The 17,835-nt window shown below is 72.3% G+C and carries 16 protein-coding genes; 5 read left to right on the top strand and 11 right to left on the bottom strand.

Features of this window, described 5'->3' with window-relative positions:
- The 4 genes from AOK22_RS42690 to AOK22_RS14020 form a co-directional block, all read right to left on the bottom strand.
- Positions 1 to 406 (bottom strand): serine hydrolase domain-containing protein (locus AOK22_RS42690; protein WP_425264025.1); only part of this gene is annotated, 406 nt, incomplete at its 3' end.
- A gap of 35 nt (positions 407 to 441) precedes the next feature.
- The gene (locus AOK22_RS14030; RefSeq protein ID WP_193433290.1) at positions 442 to 1,206 is read right to left on the bottom strand and encodes an energy-coupling factor ABC transporter ATP-binding protein; all 765 of its coding nucleotides are present in this window, start codon (positions 1,204 to 1,206) and stop codon (positions 442 to 444) included.
- Positions 1,194 to 1,955 (bottom strand): cobalt ECF transporter T component CbiQ, encoded by a 762-nt coding sequence (gene cbiQ / locus AOK22_RS14025; protein WP_055698962.1) that lies wholly within the window; start codon positions 1,953 to 1,955, stop codon positions 1,194 to 1,196. The genes AOK22_RS14030 and cbiQ overlap by 13 nt, the downstream gene beginning before the upstream one ends.
- Positions 1,955 to 3,064: an energy-coupling factor ABC transporter permease gene (locus AOK22_RS14020; RefSeq protein ID WP_055698961.1), complete on the bottom strand. Its 1,110-nt coding sequence runs from the start codon at positions 3,062 to 3,064 to the stop codon at positions 1,955 to 1,957. Before AOK22_RS14020 ends, cbiQ begins: the two co-directional genes overlap by 1 nt.
- 211 nt (positions 3,065 to 3,275) lie before the next feature.
- Here AOK22_RS14020 and AOK22_RS14015 point away from each other — a divergent pair, with 211 nt between their 5' ends.
- The gene (locus AOK22_RS14015) at positions 3,276 to 3,623 is read left to right on the top strand and encodes an SsgA family sporulation/cell division regulator (RefSeq protein WP_055698960.1); all 348 of its coding nucleotides are present in this window, start codon (positions 3,276 to 3,278) and stop codon (positions 3,621 to 3,623) included.
- Between the two features lie 64 nt (positions 3,624 to 3,687).
- On the opposite strand, the gene AOK22_RS14010 is transcribed toward AOK22_RS14015, so the two are convergent.
- Positions 3,688 to 5,940 carry an MMPL family transporter gene (locus AOK22_RS14010; protein WP_055698959.1) on the bottom strand — a complete coding sequence of 751 codons (2,253 nt, stop codon included), beginning with the start codon at positions 5,938 to 5,940 and terminating at the stop codon, positions 3,688 to 3,690.
- A 123-nt stretch (positions 5,941 to 6,063) separates the two neighbouring features.
- Positions 6,064 to 6,654, bottom strand: a complete 591-nt coding sequence (locus AOK22_RS14005) for a TetR/AcrR family transcriptional regulator (protein ID WP_055698958.1) — start codon at positions 6,652 to 6,654, stop codon at positions 6,064 to 6,066.
- Between the two features lie 221 nt (positions 6,655 to 6,875).
- Here AOK22_RS14005 and AOK22_RS14000 point away from each other — a divergent pair, with 221 nt between their 5' ends.
- Together AOK22_RS14000 and AOK22_RS13995 are read left to right on the top strand one after the other, a co-directional pair.
- Positions 6,876 to 10,169 carry a S41 family peptidase gene (locus AOK22_RS14000; protein WP_055698957.1) on the top strand — a complete coding sequence of 1,098 codons (3,294 nt, stop codon included), beginning with the start codon at positions 6,876 to 6,878 and terminating at the stop codon, positions 10,167 to 10,169.
- A gap of 76 nt (positions 10,170 to 10,245) precedes the next feature.
- Positions 10,246 to 10,452, top strand: a complete 207-nt coding sequence (locus AOK22_RS13995; RefSeq protein WP_055698956.1) for a hypothetical protein — start codon at positions 10,246 to 10,248, stop codon at positions 10,450 to 10,452.
- Between the two features lie 388 nt (positions 10,453 to 10,840).
- Here AOK22_RS13995 and AOK22_RS13990 read toward each other — a convergent pair whose 3' ends face one another.
- The 3 genes from AOK22_RS13990 to AOK22_RS13980 are packed head-to-tail and all read right to left on the bottom strand — an operon-like array spanning position 10,841 to position 14,246.
- Positions 10,841 to 11,719 carry an SDR family oxidoreductase gene (locus AOK22_RS13990; RefSeq protein WP_055698955.1) on the bottom strand — a complete coding sequence of 293 codons (879 nt, stop codon included), beginning with the start codon at positions 11,717 to 11,719 and terminating at the stop codon, positions 10,841 to 10,843.
- Positions 11,716 to 12,657, bottom strand: a complete 942-nt coding sequence (locus AOK22_RS13985; protein WP_055698954.1) for an alpha/beta fold hydrolase — start codon at positions 12,655 to 12,657, stop codon at positions 11,716 to 11,718. The genes AOK22_RS13990 and AOK22_RS13985 overlap by 4 nt, the downstream gene beginning before the upstream one ends.
- Positions 12,654 to 14,246: a flavin-containing monooxygenase gene (locus AOK22_RS13980; protein ID WP_079036551.1), complete on the bottom strand. Its 1,593-nt coding sequence runs from the start codon at positions 14,244 to 14,246 to the stop codon at positions 12,654 to 12,656. Before AOK22_RS13980 ends, AOK22_RS13985 begins: the two co-directional genes overlap by 4 nt.
- A gap of 184 nt (positions 14,247 to 14,430) precedes the next feature.
- Here AOK22_RS13980 and AOK22_RS13975 point away from each other — a divergent pair, with 184 nt between their 5' ends.
- Complete coding sequence (locus AOK22_RS13975; protein WP_055698965.1) at positions 14,431 to 15,057, top strand: MerR family transcriptional regulator; 627 nt, start codon at positions 14,431 to 14,433, stop codon at positions 15,055 to 15,057.
- 24 nt (positions 15,058 to 15,081) lie between these two features.
- On the opposite strand, the gene AOK22_RS13970 is transcribed toward AOK22_RS13975, so the two are convergent.
- Positions 15,082 to 16,134, bottom strand: a complete 1,053-nt coding sequence (locus AOK22_RS13970) for a DUF6528 family protein (RefSeq protein WP_244164780.1) — start codon at positions 16,132 to 16,134, stop codon at positions 15,082 to 15,084.
- A gap of 183 nt (positions 16,135 to 16,317) precedes the next feature.
- Positions 16,318 to 17,109, bottom strand: coding sequence for an exodeoxyribonuclease III (locus AOK22_RS13965; protein ID WP_055698952.1), 792 nt, complete (start codon positions 17,107 to 17,109; stop codon positions 16,318 to 16,320).
- A gap of 68 nt (positions 17,110 to 17,177) precedes the next feature.
- Here AOK22_RS13965 and AOK22_RS13960 point away from each other — a divergent pair, with 68 nt between their 5' ends.
- A complete protein-coding gene (locus AOK22_RS13960) occupies positions 17,178 to 17,690 on the top strand; it encodes a GNAT family N-acetyltransferase (protein WP_055698964.1) in 513 nt (170 codons plus the stop codon).
- Positions 17,691 to 17,835 lie beyond the last annotated feature (145 nt).

Raw genomic sequence — 17,835 nt, 5'->3', positions numbered from 1 at the left:
CCTCGGCGGGCGTCAGCGGACGGTCGAGCGCGGGAACGCCCGCCCGGTGCGCCAGCACGTGCCGCACCAGGACCCGCTCCTTGCCGCCCGCCTTGAACTCCGGCCAGTAGGCGCCGACCGGCGCGTCCAGGTCCAGCTCCCCGCGCTGGTGCAGCAGGAGCAGCGCGGCGGCGGCCACGCCCTTGGTCGCCGAGCGGACGATCTGCGCGGTGCCGGGCGCCCAGGGCTCCTGCCCGTCGACGTCCTTCGTGCCGCCCCACAGGTCCACGACCTTGTGCCCGTCGCGGTAGACGGTCACCGCCGCGCCGCGCTCCCCGCGCTCGCCGAAGTTCCGCACGAAGGCGTCCCGCACCGGCTCGAAGCCGGCGGCCACCGTGCCGTGCACCCCACCTATGACGTCGTCCATGACAAGGCCAACACCCGCATACGACCGACGATTCCCTACCGTCCCACCTTCACCGACTTCGGATCGAAGCCGAAGGGCAGCTCCAGGCGGTGCGCGCTCATCAGGTCCTCGTCGGCGAGCAGCTCGCCGGTCGCCCCGTCGGCCGCGATGACGCCCTCGCTGAGGATCAGGGCGCGCGGGCAGAGTTCGAGGGCGTACGGCAGGTCGTGCGTGACCATCAGGACCGTCACGTCCAGCGACCGCAGGATGTCGGCGAGCTCGCGCCGCGAGGCCGGGTCGAGGTTGGAGGACGGCTCGTCCAGGACGAGGATCTCCGGCTCCATCGCGAGCACGGTGGCGACGGCGACCCGGCGCCGCTGGCCGAAGGAGAGGTGGTGGGGCGGGCGGTCGGCGAACTCCGCCATGCCGACCTGGCCGAGCGCCCTGAGCACGCGCGCCTCCAGCTCGGCGCCCTTCAGGCCGGCCGCCGCGGGCCCGAAGGCCACGTCCTCGCGCACCGTCGGCATGAACAGCTGGTCGTCGGGGTCCTGGAAGACGATGCCGACGCGCCGCCTGATCTCCGCCATGTGCCGCTTGCCGACGGGCAGCCCGGCCACCGTGACGCTGCCCGCGCCGCCGGTCAGGATGCCGTTGAGATGCAGGACGAGGGTCGTCTTGCCCGCGCCGTTCGGCCCGAGCAGCGCGACGCGCTCGCCCCTCCCGACGGAGAAGTCGACGCCGAACAGGGCCTGGTGGCCGTCGGGGTAGGCGAAGGCCAGTCCGGCCACGTCGAGCGAGGGTGCGGCAGTCACAGGGTCCATCCCAACAGGCAGACGGCAAGGGCGGCGGCCGGCAGGGCCAACGCGTACGTCCACTGGGCACGGGACGCGGTGATCTCGTCGATGACGGGCATCGATCCGGCGTACCCCCGGCTGACCATGGCCAGGTGCACCCGCTCGCCCCTTTCGTAGGAGCGGATGAAGAGCGCGCCCGCGGACTTCGCGAGGACGCCCCACTGGCGCACGCCCCGCGCCTCGAAGCCGCGCGACTCCCGGGCGATCCTCATGCGGCGCATCTCGTCGGTGATCACGTCGCCGTACCGGATCATGAAGGAGGCGATCTGCACGAGCAGCGGCGGGAGCTTCAGGCGCTGGAGTCCGAGCAGGAGTTCGCGCAGTTCGGTGGTGGCGGCGAGGAGTACGGACGCGGCGACGCCGAGGGTGCCCTTGGCGAGCACGTTCCAGGCGCCCCACAGTCCGTTGACGCTGAGCGAGAGGCCGAGCACGTCGACCCGCTCGCCCTGCGCGACGAAGGGCATGAGGACCGCGAACGCCACGAACGGGATCTCGATGAGCAGCCGCTTCAGCAGGAAGCCCGCCGGGACCCGGGCGGCGCCGGCCACCGCGCCGAGCAGCACCGCGTACAGCGCGAAGGCCCACATCGCCTCGCGGGGCGTGGAGACCACCACGATCACGAAGCAGAAGACCGCCGCGAGCTTGGTGTGCGGCGGCAGCGCGTGCACCGGCGAGTGGCCGTGCCGGTAGAGCCGGTGGGCGTGGCCCGCACCCATCAGGAAGCGGTGCGGCCCGAAGGGCCTCGGTCGAGGGCGGTGGCGGGTGACGGGAGGGCCTGCTCGGTTTCCGGGACGGCGGCCGGGGAGGCGTCGGCGGCGCGACGACGGCGCAGGGCCCAGAAGACCGCGGACCCGGCGACGACCGTGACACCGACGCCGATCACGCCGGCGAGACCGCCGGACAGGCGGGCGTCGGTGATGTCCTTGACGCCGTAGTCGGCGAGCGGCGAGTCCGCGGCGGCGTGCTCCTCGGCCTTCTTGTCGATGCCCTTGTCGTGGGCGACCTTCTCCAGGCCGTCGGGGTCGGCGGAGGCGTAGAAGCTGACGAAGCCCGCGAGGACGAGGGAGGCGACGATGCCGGCGATCCACACCGTGCGGGTGGAGCGGGCGGCGGCCGGGGCGGGCGCGGCGGCCGGCGCGTCCACCAGCTCCCCGCCGACGCGCAGCTTCAGCGGGGCGGTCAGGCCCCGTGCCCCGTACACCAGGTCGGGCCGCACCGCGACGACCGCGCCGACGGTGAGCGCTGTGATGGCGGCCTCGCCGATGCCGATGAGCACGTGGACGCCGACCATGGCGGTGGCGACCTTGCCGATGGACACGTCGGTCGTGCCGCCGACGGCGTAGATGAGGGTGAAGGCGACCGCGGCGGCGGGCACGGAGAGCAGCGCGGCGGCGAAGGAGGCGACGGTGATCGAGCGGCGCCCGCGCGGCAGGACCTTCACCAGGCCGCGGAAGACCAGGTAGGCGACGACGGTGGTGACGATCGCCATGTCGGAGATGTTCACGCCGAGCGCGGTCAGGCCGCCGTCCGCGAAGAGGACGCCCTGCATGAGCAGCACGACGGAGACGCAGAGGACCCCGGTGTAGGGGCCGACGAGTATCGCGGCGAGCGCGCCGCCGAGCAGATGGCCGCTGGTGCCCGCGGCGACGGGGAAGTTCAGCATCTGCACGGCGAAGATGAACGCCGCGACGAGCCCGGCGAGCGGCGCGGTCCGCTCGTCCAGTTCGCGCCGCGCGCCCTTGAGGCTGACGGCCACGGCTCCCGCGGCGACGACCCCGGCGGCCGCCGAGACCGGGGCGTTGATGAATCCGTCGGGGACATGCATGCGCGCGCTCCTGGGCAGGGGCCCTGGACAGGGCGATTCGCTCGTGAACCGTTCGGGTGGGCCGTTCCGGTGAACCGTTCCATGATGTGGCTTGTTGCAAACCGCTTGCAAGAGCGCTTCGGTTCCGATAATGCAAAACCGGGCCGGAGCAAAATTCCGTACATATGGGACATTGGTTAGTGAGGTGCCCGAACGGATGAGGAGTTCCGCGATGTCCGCAGTCGAGCAGTACGCACGCGCCCACCTCGTCACGGACTCCTCCGAGGGACACCGCGCGGTCCCCGTCGTCCTGCACTACGACGCGGAGGCCGACCCGCACGCGGTGCGGGTCGGCCTCCCCGGTTCCCGTGACCGGGTCTTCGCCCGGCAGCTCCTCGAACAGGGCATGCGGGCCCCGGCGGCCTCGGGCGACGTCCACGTCTGGCCGTGCGGCCGGGTCCAGACGGTCGTGGAGTTCCACGACCGGGACGGGGTGACGGTCGTGCAGTTCGACGCCTCGGCGCTGCTGCGCTTCCTGCGGCGCACATACGCGGCCGCCACCACGCCCGTCACCCGCTGAGCGCACCGAAGGGGCGGGATTCCTCCCGCCCCTTCGGCTCATGGTGCACGGCTCGGCGCGCGGCTCAGACGCGGGCCAGCTCCCGGTCGGCGTCCGGGTCCTGGTCGCGGTCGGCGTCCTTCTCGGCCGCCGTGCGCAGGCCCTCGCCCTCGACGTCGACGTTCGGCAGCGCGCGGTCCAGCCACTTCGGCAGCCACCACGCCTTCTTGCCGAGCAGCGCGAGGACGGCGGGCACGAGCGCCATGCGGACCACGAACGCGTCGAAGAAGACGGCGATCGCGAGGCCGAAGCCGATCATCTTCACCATCTGCTCGGACGAGCCGATGAAGCCCGCGAAGACCGCGATCATGATGACCGCCGCCGCGGAGACCACCCGGGCGCCGTGCCGGAAGCCGGTCACGATCGCCTGGCCGGGGCGCTCCCCGTGGACGTACGCCTCACGCATGCGCGTCACGAGGAAGACCTCGTAGTCCATCGCGAGACCGAAGACCACGCCCACCATGAAGATCGGCATCATCGACATGATCGGTCCGGTCTGCTCGACGCCGAAGAGCGAGCCGAGCCAGCCCCACTGGAAGACCGCGACGACCGCGCCGAGGGCCGCGAGGACCGAGAGCAGGAAGCCGAGGGCCGCCTTGAGCGGGACCAGGATCGAGCGGAAGACGACGATCAGGAGCAGGAAGGCGAGGCCCACGACCAGCGCCAGGTAGGGCAGCAGGGCGTCGTTGAGCTTCTGCGAGACGTCGATGTTCATGGCCGTCGTGCCGGTGACCATGATCTCGGCGCCCGAGTCGGACTTGATCTTCGCCCCGGAGTCGCGGATCGAGTGGACCAGGTCCTCGGTCTCGATGCCGCTGGGCTTGGAGGACGGGACGACGCTGATGATGGCGGTGTCGCCGGCCTTGTTGAGCATCGGCGGGGCGACGGTCAGGACGTCGTCGAGCTGGGCGATCGTCTTCTGGATCTCCCCGGCCGCCGCCTTCGGGTCGTCCGCGCCCTTGAGGTCGCCGACCACCATCAGCGGGCCGTTGAAGCCGGGGCCGAAGCCCTCCGAGACCAGGTCGTACGCCTTGCGCTGGGTCGTGGACGTGGGCTGCGCGCCGTCGTCCGGCAGGCCGAGCTCCAGCTTCGAGACCGGCAGCGCCGCGGCGCCCAGGCCCACGATGCCGACGAGCAGCACGGCGATCGGGCGGCGGACCACGAAGCGGGCCCAGCGGGTGCCCATGTTCTGCTTCTCCGCGCCGTCGGCCCGCTCTCCGGCGTCCGCGGCCTTCTTGCCGCCGCCGAACATCCGGCTCTTCGCGCCCGCGGGCAGGACCCGCTTGCCCGCGTAGCCGAGCAGCGCCGGGATGAGCGTGAGCCCGATGAGGACGGCGATGACGACCGTGCCGGCCGCGGCGAAGCCCATCTTGGTGAGCATCGGGATGTTGACCACCGCGAGGCCGACCAGCGCGATGACCACGGTGAGTCCGGCGAAGACGACGGCCGAGCCCGCGGTGCCGACGGCGCGGCCCGCCGCCTCCTCGCGGTCGCGGCCCTCGGCGAGTTCGCCGCGGTAGCGCGAGACGATGAAGAGGGCGTAGTCGATGCCGACCGCGAGGCCGATCATCATCGCGAGCGTCGAGGTGGTGGTGCCGAGGTCGAGCGCGTCGGCGAGGGCGGTGATCGTCGAGACGCCGATGCCCACGCCGATGAGGGCGGTGATCAGCGGGAGCCCGGCCGCGACCAGCGAGCCGAAGGTGATGATGAGGACGACCGCCGCGATCGCGATGCCGATGACCTCGGTGGCGCCGGTCTCGGGCATGGCCACCAGCGCGTCGCCGCCGACCTCCACCGTGAGCCCGGAGTCGCGCGCCTCGTCGACGGTCTTCTCCAGCGCGTCACGGTCGTCGTCGGTCAGCTCCATCGCGGTGACCTTGTACGAGACCGAGGCGTACGCCGTGGAGCCGTCCTTGCTGACCGTCTTGGCCTGGAAGGGGCTGTCCGCGCGGGCCACCTGGTCCGAGCCGGACGCGAGCGCGGCGACGGTCTTGTCGATCTCGCGCTTGTTGGCCGGGTCCGTCACCTTCTCGCCGCCGGGGGCCTTGAAGACGACGCGGGCGCTCGCGCCGTCCGCGCTCGCCTCGGGGGCCCGCTTCTCCAGCAGGTCGAAGGCCTTCTGCGCCTCCGTGCCGGGGATCGAGAAGGAGCTGGACGAGGCGGTGGGCGCGGACGCCGCGCCGACCCCGGCGAGGGTCAGCAGCGCCACCCAGATCAGGGCGACGAAGTGCCGCCGCCGGAAGGCTAGTTTGCCGAGTTTGTAGAGGAAAGTGGCCACGGAGGCGTACTCCCGGTCAGGTCGTGGTGGCTGCAGCGCGGGGGTGACTGCAGGGCAGGGGGTGTCAGCCCGACGACGTGAGCGGTCGCGTCAGGAACAGGGGGTGGTGACGGGTGCGGTGGGTCAGACGCCGAGGGCGGGGAGGATCACGGCGTCGATGTACGAGGCGAGGAACGCGCGGTCGACCGGGCGGTCCTCGATGAGGTCCCGGGCGACGAAGCCGCCGACCATCATGTGGACGACGTACTCCAGCGCCGGGTTGTCCGCGGCCACTTCGCCGCGCTCGACCGCCCTGCGCATCAGGTCGTTCAGACCCGTGAGCTCCGGCTCGATGAGCAGGTTCCGCAGCGCCTGGTGGAGTTCGGGGTTGTCGTGGATCGCATGGAACAGGCCCCGCATCAGCGCGGCGTCCTTCTCCATCTGACAGTCGTCCGAGCGGTTCACCATCTCGTACAGGTCGCCGCGCAGCGAGCCGGTGTCGATGTCCGCGAGGGACGCCGGCTTGTCGTGCCGCAACGCCTTGGCGATCAGCTCCGGCTTGCTCCCCCACTGGCGGTAGAGGGTGGCCTTGCTGGACCGCGTGCGGGCGGCGACGGCGTCCATGGTGAGGGCGTCGTAACCCACCTCGCGGAGCAGGTCGAGCACGGCCCCGTACAGCTCGGCCTCGCGCTCGGGCGTGATCCTGCTGCGCCGCGTCGTTGCCTGCTCAGCCATGATCCCCGCCTCCTGCTCCTCGACGTCCCACTGCGGAACGAAACGGTTTCGTACGCGAAGACTGTATCCCCTCGCCTTATCGAAACGAAACGGTTTCGTACGTGTGCTGCGTCACGCGGTCGGCGCGGCGCCGCACCACGCACCCCGTCGTGCCCCGCCACGGCTCCGCGTCACCCCCGTCACGAGTTGCCGGTGCCCCCGGTGCGGAAAAGCATGGTGAGGTGACCGACGCGCGCGACGAAGCCCAGGACGAGCAGGCCTACCTGCGATTTCCCCACCTCAGCGGCGACCGCCTCTGTTTCGCCGCCGAGGACGACCTGTGGGTGGCCCCCCTCACCCCCGAGGGCGCACCCGCCGACCGGGCCTGGCGGCTCACCGTCGACCGGACCAAGGTGAGCCACCCCCGCTTCTCGCCCGACGGCCGCCACATCGCGTACACGACCTGGCGCAGCCTCGACCCGGAGATCCACCTCGTGCCGGTCGGCGGCGGGCCCTCGCGGCGGCTGACCTACTGGGGCTCCACCGACACCCGCGTCTGCGGCTGGTCCCCCGACGGCGACATCCTCGCCGTCTCCTCCCACGGCCAGCCCTTCTCGTACTTCTGCTGGGCCTACAGCGTGCCCGTGGACGGCTCGCCCGGCGGCAAGCTGCCCTGGGGCCCGGTCTGGGACATCGCGATCACCGACTCCCTCGCCGACGGCGACGCCGAGCGCAAGACGCTGCTCCTGACCGGCAAGCCGCCCCACGAACCCGCCGCGTGGAAGCGGTACCGGGGCGGGGCTACGGGCCGGCTGTGGATGCACGGCGAGCAGCTGCTGGCCGGCCTCGACGGGCATCTGGACTCGCCCATGTTCGTCGCCGGACGCATCGCCTTCCTCTCCGACCACGAGGGCGTCGGCAACCTCTACTCCTGTCTGCCCGACGGCTCCGACCTGCGCCGCCACACCGACCACGACGCCTTCTACGCCCGGCACGCGGCCAGCGACGGCACCCGCGTCGTCTACCAGTGCGCGGGCGACATCTGGCTGGTCGACGACCTGACCGCCGACGGCGTGCCGCGCCGGCTCGACGTGCGGCTCGGCGGTCCGCGCACCGGGCGGCGGGTCTACCAGGTGCCGGCCGCGCAGCACGTCGACGCGCTCTCCGTGGACACCACGGGCCGGGCCAGCGCCGTCGTCGTCCGCGGCTCCCTGTACTGGCTCACCCACCGCGACGGGCCTGCCCGCACCATCACCGACACCCCGGGCGTGCGCGTACGCCTGCCCGAGATGCTCGGCACCGGCGGGCAGGTCGCCTACGTCACCGACGCCGAGGGCGAGGACGCCGTCGAGATCGCCTATCTGCCGCGCGCCAGCGGCGACCGCGAGCCGCGCAGGCTCGCGAGCGGGGACCTGGGCCGCGTCCAGGAGCTGGTCGCCGACCCCGACGGCGAGCGCCTCGCCATCGCCTCGAACGACGGCCGCCTCCTCCTCATCGACGCCACCGAGGACTCCAACGGCGAGGTCACCGAGCTGATCCGCTCCATCAACGGCCCCGTCCGCGACCTCGCCTTCTCCCCCGACGGCGCCTGGCTGACCTGGTCGCACCCGGGCATCGGCCGCTCCCTGCGGCAGATCAAGCTGGCCCGCATCGAGGGTCCCGGCGCCCGCACGATCGTCGACGTGACCAACGGGCGCTTCGAGGACGAGAACCCGGTCTTCACCCGCGACGGCCGCTATCTCGCCTTCCTGTCCTGGCGCGGCTTCGACCCCGTCTACGACGTGCACACCGGCGACCTCTCCTTCCCGCTGGGCTGCCGCCCCTACCTCGTCCCCCTCTCCTCGGCGACCCCGTCCCCCTTCGCCCTGCTGCCCGACGGGCGCCCGGCCGCCGGGGGCCTCGATCCGGGCGACAGCGGCTCGGGCGACGGCACCACGACCGTGGAGGTGGAGGGCCTGGAGTCGCGGGTCACGCCGTTCCCCGTCGCCGCGTCCAAGTACTCGGCCCTCTACCCCGTCAGCGGCGGCGGGCTGGTCTGGCTGCGCTGGCCGATCTCCGGGGCCCTCGGCGAGACCTTCGCCAACCCGGCCGACACCTCGGGGCGGCCCACCCTCGAATACTTCAACATCGCCAAGGCGAAGAAGTCGCAACTCGTCGACCACCTGGACTGGTTCGCGCTCAGCGGCGACGGCACGCGGCTCGTGGTCGTCGACGAGGGCGACCTGAGCGCCGTGCCCTCCACCGAGCAGGGCGACGGCGACTCGACCGTCTGGATCGACCTGCGGCGCATCCTGCACGAGGTCGACCCGGCCGCCGAGTGGCGCCAGGCCTACGACGAGGCGGGCCGCATCATCCGCGCCTACTTCTGGGAGCCGCACATGTGCGGCATCGACTGGGACGGGGTGCTCGCGCAGTACCGTCCCCTCGTCGAACGCGTCGCCTCCCCCGACGAGTTCGCGGACCTGCTGCGCGAGGTGCTCGGCGAACTGGGCACCTCCCACGCGTACGTCTCCGCCGCGCGGCGCAACGAAGGGCCGCCGCACTACCAGCGCGCCATGGGGCTGCTCGGCGCCAACCTGGTGCGCAGGGACGACGGCTGGATGGTCAAGCGGATCCTGCCCGGCGACTCCTCCGACTCCAAGGCGCGCTCGCCGCTGGCCGGCGCGGGCATCCGCGAGGGCGCGGTCCTCACCCACATCGACGGGCGCGCGGTCGACCCGGTCACCGGCCCCTACCCGCTCCTCTCGGCGGCGGGCGGCACGACGGTCGAGCTGACCTTCCAGCCGGCGGAGGGCGAGGGCCGCGCGCGCCGGGTCGCGATCGTGCCCCTCATCAACGAACGGCCGCTGCGCTATCAGGACTGGGTGGCCAAACGGCGTGCGGTGGTACGGGAGTTGAGCGGCGGCAAGTGCGGGTACCTGCACATCCCCGACATGGGCGGCTCGGGCTGGGCGCAGTTCAACCGGGACCTGCGCCTTGAGGTGTCGCGCCCGGCGCTGATCGTGGACGTGCGCGGCAACGCGGGCGGCCACATCAGCGAGCTGGTCGTGGAGAAGCTGACCCGCAAGATCCTCGGCTGGGACCTGACGCGCAACGCCCAGCCCGTCTCGTACGCCACGAACGCGCCGCGCGGCCCCGTGGTGGCGCTCGCCGACGAGGCGACGTCCTCGGACGGCGACATGATCACGGCGGCCTTCAAGCTGCTCTCGCTCGGGCCCGTGGTCGGGCAGCGCACCTGGGGCGGGGTGGTCGGCATGACCGGGCGGCACACGCTCGGGGACGGCACGGTGATCACCGTGCCGATGAACGCGGGGTGGTTCGACGCGTACGGGTGGTCCGTGGAGAACCACGGCGTCACCCCGGACCTGGAGGTCCTGCGGACGCCGCTGGACTGGGCGGAGGGCCGGCACGCCCAACTCGACGACGCGGTGCAGCTGGCGCTGGACCTCCTGGAGCAGCGGCCGGCGGCGACCCCGCCGGGCTACGGGGACGTCCCCGACCGCCGCCGGCCTCCGCTGCCGCCCCGGCCCGCATGATCGAAATGCGCGGAATGTTCCCCCGTGTCAACCTGGTCGAGGCCCCATCCCCTCACCCACAACGGGAGTGAATCGCATGGGCATCAAGGACCAGTTCCAGGACAAGGCCCAGGACCTCGCCAACAAGGCGAAGGACGCCATGGGCGGCGCCCAGGACGAGGCGAGCGAACGCGCCTCGCAGGCCCGGGACGAGGCGGGCGAGCGCGCCTCGCAGGCCCCGGACCAGGCCCGGGAGGCAGCGCAGGAACAGCAGGACAAGTTCGACCAGAACTACGACGCGTGACGCTGCGCTGTGCCTGAACACGAAGGGGCCCCCGGGACGCCGGGGGCCCCTTCGTGTTCGCGCCGGGGGCGCGGGGTGTCCGGCCGCGGCCGGCTGTTCGCCTGCGGGCCGGTACACACGTTCCTGCCCGCCGCTTCCGCGGCGGAAGCTCCCCACCCGGCGACGAGGGGTGCCGCAGGGGCGAACTCCCCGCCCCTGCCCCGCCGCTGCGGTGCGGGGTGAGCGGTTGGGTGGGGACGATCCGCCGCGGAGCGGCGGGACAGGGGCAAGCCCCGCCGGGCCGCGGTAAAGGAACAACCCCCAGCCTCAGCCCCGCAGGAGCCCCACCGGCCCGCAGGTGGAGAAGAAGCCTCAGCCCCGCAGGGGCCCCGCAGGTGAAGTAGAAGGCTCAGCTACCCGTGCGGACCCGCTCGTCCGCCGAGCCCCCCGCCCCCACGAGCCCCGTGGAAATCGTGCCGAGCCGCGGCTCGAAGCGGCGCATCTCGCGTTGGCCCACCGCCCCGATGACGCCGGGCAGGTAGCCCCGGATGCCCTGCATCCCCCGGAGCCACCACTGCGCGTACACATGGCTGGAGCGGCGTTCGATGCCGGCGACGATGCGGTCCACCGCGGGACCCAGCGGATACGTCTTGTTGGACGGCCACGGCAGCCGCTGTCGCAGCTCCCGCATCACGTCGTCCTGGTCCGCGCCGCGCACCATGTCCGTGTCGGTCCAGGACAGATAGCCGACGCCGACCTTGACGCCCTTGTAGCCGACCTCGGCCCGCAACGCGTGCGCGTACGCCTCGACGCCCGACTTCGACGCGCAGTACGCGGTCATCATCGGCGCCGGCGTGATCGCGGCGAGCGAGGCGATCTGGAGGAGGTAGCCCCGGCTCTCCATCAGGACGGGCAGGAACGCCCGGCCCGTCACCGCGCTGCCGATCAGGTTGACCTCTATGACGCGGCGCCACGCCTCGGGGTCGGACTCCAGGAAGGGCCCGCCGTTGGCGACGCCCGCGTTGGCGACGACGATGTCGACCTTCCCGAACCGCTGCTTGACTTCCTGCGCGACCCGCGCCATCGCCACGTGGTCCGTGACGTCCGCGTGCCAGTGGTCGGACTCGGTGTGCAGCCGCTCCGACACCTGCTTCAGCTCGTCCGGCTCCAGGCCCACGAGCGCCACCTTCGCGCCCCGCGCCGACAGCTTGCGGGCGAGCAGCTCACCGACGCCGCGCGCCGCGCCCGTGACGACCGCGACCTGACCCTCCAGGCTGACCCTGCTCATGCGCCCTCCTTGACCTGAACGTCCTCGACCTGCACGTACGTCCCGACGAGTTCCCTGATGCGCGAAGTGACCGCCTCCGGCGCCTCCACCGGCGTCATGTGCCCGGCCCCGGTCAGCTCGGTGAGCCCGAGGCACTGCGGCAGCGCCGCCGCGAGGCGCCGCGCGTGCACCACGGGCGTGAGCCGGTCGGCCGTTCCCGCGATGACCGCGGCCGGCACCCGCAACTCGGCCACCTCGGCGTCCAGTTGGAGCAGATCGAGCACGTGCGACCAGCCGTACCGCACCCGCCGCGGGCACGCGTGCACGATCCGCGCGCACGCCTCCACCTTCTCCGGCGCCGAACCGGGGCCCATCGTCGCGTACTTGAGGATCTTCCTGGCGACCGGAGTCACCGGCCCGAGCGGCGCCCGCGAACCGAGCACCGACCGGGTGATCCGGGTCCGCAGCCGCCCGGCCCGCAGCGGCACCACGGTGGACTCGGCGACCAGGTCCGAACTCCCCGTGCTGCACAGCAGGACGGCGGCGACGTGCTCGCGGAAGCCCTCACGGCCGCCCGCCGCCATGATCGTCATGCCGCCCATGGAGTGCCCCGCGACCACGGCCCGCTCGCCCGGCGCGAGCGTCGCCGCGAGCACCGCCTCCAGGTCGTCGGCGAGCGCCCGGGTGCTGTACCCGTCCTCGTCCACCGGCGCGGCACTGCGCCCGTGCCCCCGCTGGTCGTACGCGATCACCCGGTGATCGGCGCTGAGGGCACGTATCTGCGCCGCCCAGAACGCCGTCGAGCAGGTCCACCCGTGCGCGAGCACCACGGCGGGCGCCCCCTCGGGTCCGTGCACCTCGACGTGGATACGGGCGCCGTCGGCGGACACCGCGGACAGCTCGCGCGCGGCGGCGGGCGGCGCGTAGGGGCCGCTCACGACATGCGTCAGTCGGCTCATGCGCCCGCCTCGACCTTCTTGGACCCGCCCTTGCCCTTGCCCGTACCGGACGTGGCGCCGTCGACGACCGTCAGCGCCGTGGCCGGCTTCGGCTCGCGCATCACCTCGTACTCGGAGAGGTCCACCCGCCGCGTCGCCGCGCGGAACTCGGTGGTCGTGCCCGGCCACACCGTCGTGTTCACGCCGTTCTCGTCGAGGTACCAGCTGTTGCAGCCGCCGGTGTTCCACACGGTGCGCTTCATCCGCTGCTGCACCCGGTCGTTCCAGACGCGCACGGCGTCCGGCCGGGCGGCGAGCGCGGCGCGCCCGCCGAGCACGTCGAGCTGCCGCAGATAGTCGGCCATGTAGTTCAGCTGGGACTCGATCATCAGGATCATCGAGGAGTTCCCGAGCCCGGTGTTCGGGCCGATGATCGTCATCCAGTTGGGGAAGCCGGCCGCGGTCGCGCCGCGCAGCGCGTTCATGCCGTCCTTCCAGGTCTCCATGAGCGTGAGGCCCTCTTCGCCGATCACCCGGTCGGCGATCGGCATGTCCGTCACGTGGAACCCGGTGCCGAAGATGATCGCGTCGACCTCGGTCTCCGTGCCGTCGGCGGCCACGACGGTGTTGCCGCGCACCTCGCTCAGACCGCTCGCGACGACGTCGACATTGGGCTTGGCGAGCGCCGGGTAGTAGGCGTTGGAGAGCAGGATCCGCTTGCAGCCGATGCGGTAGGTCGGCGTCAGCTTGGCCCGCAGCGCGGGGTCCTTGATGGCGCGCGCCATGTTCCGCTTGGCGATCTGCTCGATCATGCCGAGCTCGTTGGGCCGCTTGGTGAACGCCTGGACCTGGAGCTCCCGGATGCCCCACAGGATCCCGCGCCGGGCCTGCGTGGTGAACGGCAGCTGCTTGTGCAGCCAGCGCTCGACGCCGGTGATGGCACGGTCCGCGCGCGGCATGACCCACGGGGGCGTGCGCTGGAAGAGGGTGAGCCTGCCGACCTGCTTCTGGATCTCGGGCACGATCTGGATGGCGGAGGCGCCGGTGCCGACCATCGCGACGCGCTTGCCGCGCAGGTCGTAGTCGTGGTCCCAGCGGGCGGAGTGGAAGACCTTGCCCGGGAAGGTGTCGATGCCGGGGATGTCCGGGGTCTTGGGGTCGGAGAGCGGCCCGGTGGCGGAGACGACGACGTCGGCGGTGAGGCTGCCGTTGCCGGTCTCGATCTCCCAGCGCAGCCGCTCGGCGTCCCAGCGCATCCGGGTCACCTCGGTGTTGAGGCGGATGTGCGGGCGCAGCCGGAAGGTGTCGGCGACGCGCTCCAGATAGTCCCAGATGTGCTCCTGGCCGGAGAAGGTGCGCGGCCAGTCGGGGTTGGGCGCGAAGGAGAACGAGTACAGGTGCGAGGGCACGTCGCAGGCGCAGCCCGGATAGCTGTTGTCCCGCCAGGTGCCGCCGACCGCGCCGGCCCGCTCCAGGACCACGAAGTCGGTGATGCCCTCGCGGCGCAGCCGCACGGCGGCCCCCAGACCACCGAAGCCGGATCCGATCACCGCCACCCGTACGTGCTCCTGCTCGCGCCCCTGCTCAGGGCCACGCTCGCGCTCGGCCATGCCGCCGCCTCCCGAAGTACCCGACTCTGCCAGTAACCACTGGCGCAATCCGGAGCGTAGAACACCTGCGTACTCATGGGTAGGGGCTGGGCGGCAGAAAGTTACCGGCGGTACAACATAGGCTTCCGGCGTGGCAGACCGAGGAGACCGACCCGAAGGCGAAGGCGGCGTGCGCGAGTACCGCATGGAGGAGCTGGCCAAGCAGGCCGGCATCACCGTGCGCACCGTGCGCTTCTACCGCGAGCGCGGGCTGATCCCGCCACCGCGCCGCGAGGGCCGCATCGCCTGGTACGACGACCACCACCTGGCCCGCCTGCGCACCATCGCCGCCCTCCTGGAGCGCGGCCACACCCTCAGCGGCATCGCCGAACTGTCCGACGCCTTCGACAAGGGCCGCGACGTCGGCGAACTCCTCGGCCTCGGCGAGCCGACCGAGGAGCAGCCGGTCCGCCTCACCCCGGAGGAGCTCGCCGACCACTTCGCGGGCGAGGTCACCGCGGAGAACCTCGTCGCCGCCCTGGACCTCGGCTACCTCGGCACCGACGGCGACGAACTCGTGCACATCAGCCGCCGCCTCCTGGAGGCCTCATCCACCCTCGTACGCAAGGGAGTTCCGCTGTCGGCGGTCCTGGAGGCGGGACAGCGCGTGCGCGAACACGCCGACGCGCTCGCGGAGTTGTTCATCTCGGTCATGCGCACCCACCTCCCCGACAGCGCCGAGGTGGACATCGAGCTGCTCCGCCCGCTCGCCAAGAGCGTGGTGGAGGCGGAGCTCTCGATGGCACTGGACCGCAGGCTCAACCAGTCCTGACCGGATCCCGCCGCTCAGCGCCTCTCAGTGGGGCAGCCACCAACGCGCCCTGTAGATACCGCCGTTGACCAGCTTGTAGGAACCGGCCGGCCGGTGGACGCCCACCGTCGTCGTCCACCAGGTCTCCCCCAGACCGCTCTCCGGCACGGTCGTCACGACCTGCCCGGTGCGCGGGTCGTCGCCGACGGCCTTCACCGACTTGCGGGAGATCTCCGTCGCGCCGGCGAAGTCCTGCACGAAGGCGCCGCCGCTCATGTCGTACTGGAAGACGGCCGCGTTGGTCGTCACCCACAGCCGCCCCGGCCGCCCGGCGACCGGGAAGAGGTCGTGCCCACCGGGCGTCCTCCCGGGCGTGCCGACCGGCAGGCCGACCGCGGAGACCTGCTCCAGCGCGGGCCGCGCGGGCTTCCCGCCGACCCTGTACGTCACCAACTCGTCGTCACCGAGCGCCCAGAGCGCCTTGCGCGCCCCGTCCCAGTGCAGCCCGTGCGCACCCTTGAGCACGGCCTCCGCGTACCGCGCGGCCCGCGGGCCCTGCGAGGCCGCGTACAGCCGCACCAGCGCGCCCGTGCTGCACGCGACGGCCACGTTGCCGTCGGGCAGGATCTCCGCGCTGTGCGGATTGAACAGATCGTCGCCGGGCCCGAGCGCCGCGCCCCAGTACCGCCGGCCCGTCGGATGCTCGACGACGGCCACGAAGCCGAACGACGCGGTCGTCAGGACGTACGTACGCCGCCGGTGCCTGCGCACCTTCGCCTCGCTCGGGTACACCCAGCTCACGTCCGGGCGCAGGTCCTTGTAGCGCGGATCGCCGAGCGGCGAGAACTGCCACCGCACCACCGACGGATCGGCGGCCGGGTCCCAGACGCGCCGCCCCGGGTCGAGCACGAGGATGCGCCTGGTCGCCTGCTCGGTCAGCAGAACGGGCGGCGTACCGGCGGGGATCCCGCCGTCGCCGCCCGTTCCGCGCGCCTCGCGCACCGCGTGCGCCCGCGCCGCGTACGCCCGCGTGGCGGGCAGCGCCACCACGGCCCCGGCGCCCGCCGCGCCCACCAGTACGGCACGTCTCGACGGCATGCCTGACATGAAGTCCCCCCGGACCCTTGGCAGTTGGTCGTGCACTTCGTCATGTACGCGACTGCAATCTGCCATGCCGGGCGGGCCCGGGACAGCCTTCCGCCGGACTTTGTGACGCCCCGGGGAGAGGGGGACGGGACGGCGGCGGGCCCGCCCGGAGGCCGTGGACCGCCGCCGGGCGGCCTAGAGGTCGTAGACCACCGTCACGGGCGCGTGGTCGCTCCACCGCTCCTCGTGGGTCGCGGCGCGCTCCACGTACGCCTTCACCGCGCGCTCGGCGAGCCCCGCCGTCGCGACGTGGTAGTCGATGCGCCAGCCCGTGTCGTTGTCGAAGGCGCGCCCGCGGTAGGACCACCAGGAGTAGGGCCCCTCGACGTCCGGGTGCTGCGCCCGCACGACGTCCTCGTACTCCGCGAAGACCTCGTCCAGCCAGGCCCGCTCCTCGGGCAGGAAGCCGGAGTTCTTCTTGTTGCCCTTCCAGTTCTTGAGGTCGGCCTCGCGGTGGGCGATGTTCCAGTCGCCGCAGACGACGACGTGGCGCCCCTCGGCGGCGGCCCGCGCCTTCAGCTCCTTCAGGTACACGAGGAACTCGTCCATGAACCGGATCTTCTCGTCCTGCCGCTCGGTGCCGACCTCGCCGGAGGGCAGGTACAGGCTGGCGACGGTGACGCCCGGCAGATCGGCCTCGACGTACCGGCCGCTGCCGTCGAACTCCTGCGACCCGAACCCCACCCGCACCCGGTCCGGCTCACGGCGCGTGTAGAGGGAGACGCCGGCCCGGCCCTTCGCCGCGGCGGGCGCGTGCACGACGTGCCAGCCCTCGGGGTCCCGCACCTCGTCGGGCAGCTGGTGCTCCTCGGCGCGCACCTCCTGGAGGCACAGCACGTCGGCCGAGGTCTCGGCGAGCCACTCCACGAAGCCCTTCTTGGCGGCGGCCCGCAGCCCGTTCACATTCACGCTGGTCACAGTGAGCATCCCGGCACGATACCGGCACACTGGACGACACGACCGCCATGACACCGCATAGAAGTACGATGGAACGCATGAGTATCCAGCACCAGTCCTCGGCCCCGGCTGTCCATCTGCGCACGGTGACGTTCGCGCACCCGGACGCGATCAGGCTCAACGACCGCGTCCAGCTCGAATACGCGGAGCGCTACGGCGACGAGGGCGACGTCACCCCGCTCGACGCGTCCATGTTCGAGCCGCCGCGGGGCCTCTACGTCATCGCGTACGACGAGAACGGCACCGCGCTCGCGACGGGCGGCTGGCGCAGCATGGACCGGAACGGCGCGGGCTACGAGGACGGCGACGCCGAGCTGAAGCGGATGTACGTCACCCCCGAGGCCCGCGGTCTCGGCCTCGCCCGCCGGATACTGGCCGTCCTGGAGGACGACGCGAAGGCGGCGGGGCGCACCCGCGTGGTCCTGGAGACGGGCACGAAGCAGCCGGAGGCCATCGCCCTCTACGCCTCCAGCGGCTACACCCCGGCCCCCCAGAAGTTCGGCCACTACCGCTTCGACGACTTGAGCCTCTGCTACGTGAAGCCGCTCTAGTCCGTCAGGGGTACGCAGGGACACGTCCGAAGGGACACGTCCCCGAGGACTAGCGAACAGCCGACCGCAGGTCGAACTCCGCCAGCGCCCCGCCCCCGGCGGGGTTACTGAAGCGCAGCCCCGCCCCTGTCTCTCATACACCTCT

Source organism: Streptomyces silaceus (assembly GCF_001419745.1).
GTDB lineage: Bacteria > Actinomycetota > Actinomycetes > Streptomycetales > Streptomycetaceae > Streptomyces > Streptomyces silaceus.
The sequence above is the reverse complement of the archived record's forward strand: the minus strand, read 5'-3'. Positions and strand labels throughout refer to the sequence as shown.

Coding starts and splice junctions, on each gene's coding strand:
- AOK22_RS14030 (WP_193433290.1), bottom strand. CDS start 1,206: ATGGACCCTGTGACTGCCGCACCCTCGCTCGACGTGGCCGGACTGGCC.
- cbiQ (WP_055698962.1), bottom strand. CDS start 1,955: ATGGGTGCGGGCCACGCCCACCGGCTCTACCGGCACGGCCACTCGCCG.
- AOK22_RS14020 (WP_055698961.1), bottom strand. CDS start 3,064: ATGCATGTCCCCGACGGATTCATCAACGCCCCGGTCTCGGCGGCCGCC.
- AOK22_RS14015 (WP_055698960.1), top strand. CDS start 3,276: ATGTCCGCAGTCGAGCAGTACGCACGCGCCCACCTCGTCACGGACTCC.
- AOK22_RS14005 (WP_055698958.1), bottom strand. CDS start 6,654: ATGGCTGAGCAGGCAACGACGCGGCGCAGCAGGATCACGCCCGAGCGC.
- AOK22_RS13995 (WP_055698956.1), top strand. CDS start 10,246: ATGGGCATCAAGGACCAGTTCCAGGACAAGGCCCAGGACCTCGCCAAC.
- AOK22_RS13990 (WP_055698955.1), bottom strand. CDS start 11,719: ATGAGCAGGGTCAGCCTGGAGGGTCAGGTCGCGGTCGTCACGGGCGCG.
- AOK22_RS13985 (WP_055698954.1), bottom strand. CDS start 12,657: ATGAGCCGACTGACGCATGTCGTGAGCGGCCCCTACGCGCCGCCCGCC.
- AOK22_RS13980 (WP_079036551.1), bottom strand. CDS start 14,246: ATGGCCGAGCGCGAGCGTGGCCCTGAGCAGGGGCGCGAGCAGGAGCAC.
- AOK22_RS13975 (WP_055698965.1), top strand. CDS start 14,431: ATGGAGGAGCTGGCCAAGCAGGCCGGCATCACCGTGCGCACCGTGCGC.
- AOK22_RS13970 (WP_244164780.1), bottom strand. CDS start 16,134: ATGCCGTCGAGACGTGCCGTACTGGTGGGCGCGGCGGGCGCCGGGGCC.
- AOK22_RS13965 (WP_055698952.1), bottom strand. CDS start 17,109: ATGCTCACTGTGACCAGCGTGAATGTGAACGGGCTGCGGGCCGCCGCC.
- AOK22_RS13960 (WP_055698964.1), top strand. CDS start 17,178: ATGAGTATCCAGCACCAGTCCTCGGCCCCGGCTGTCCATCTGCGCACG.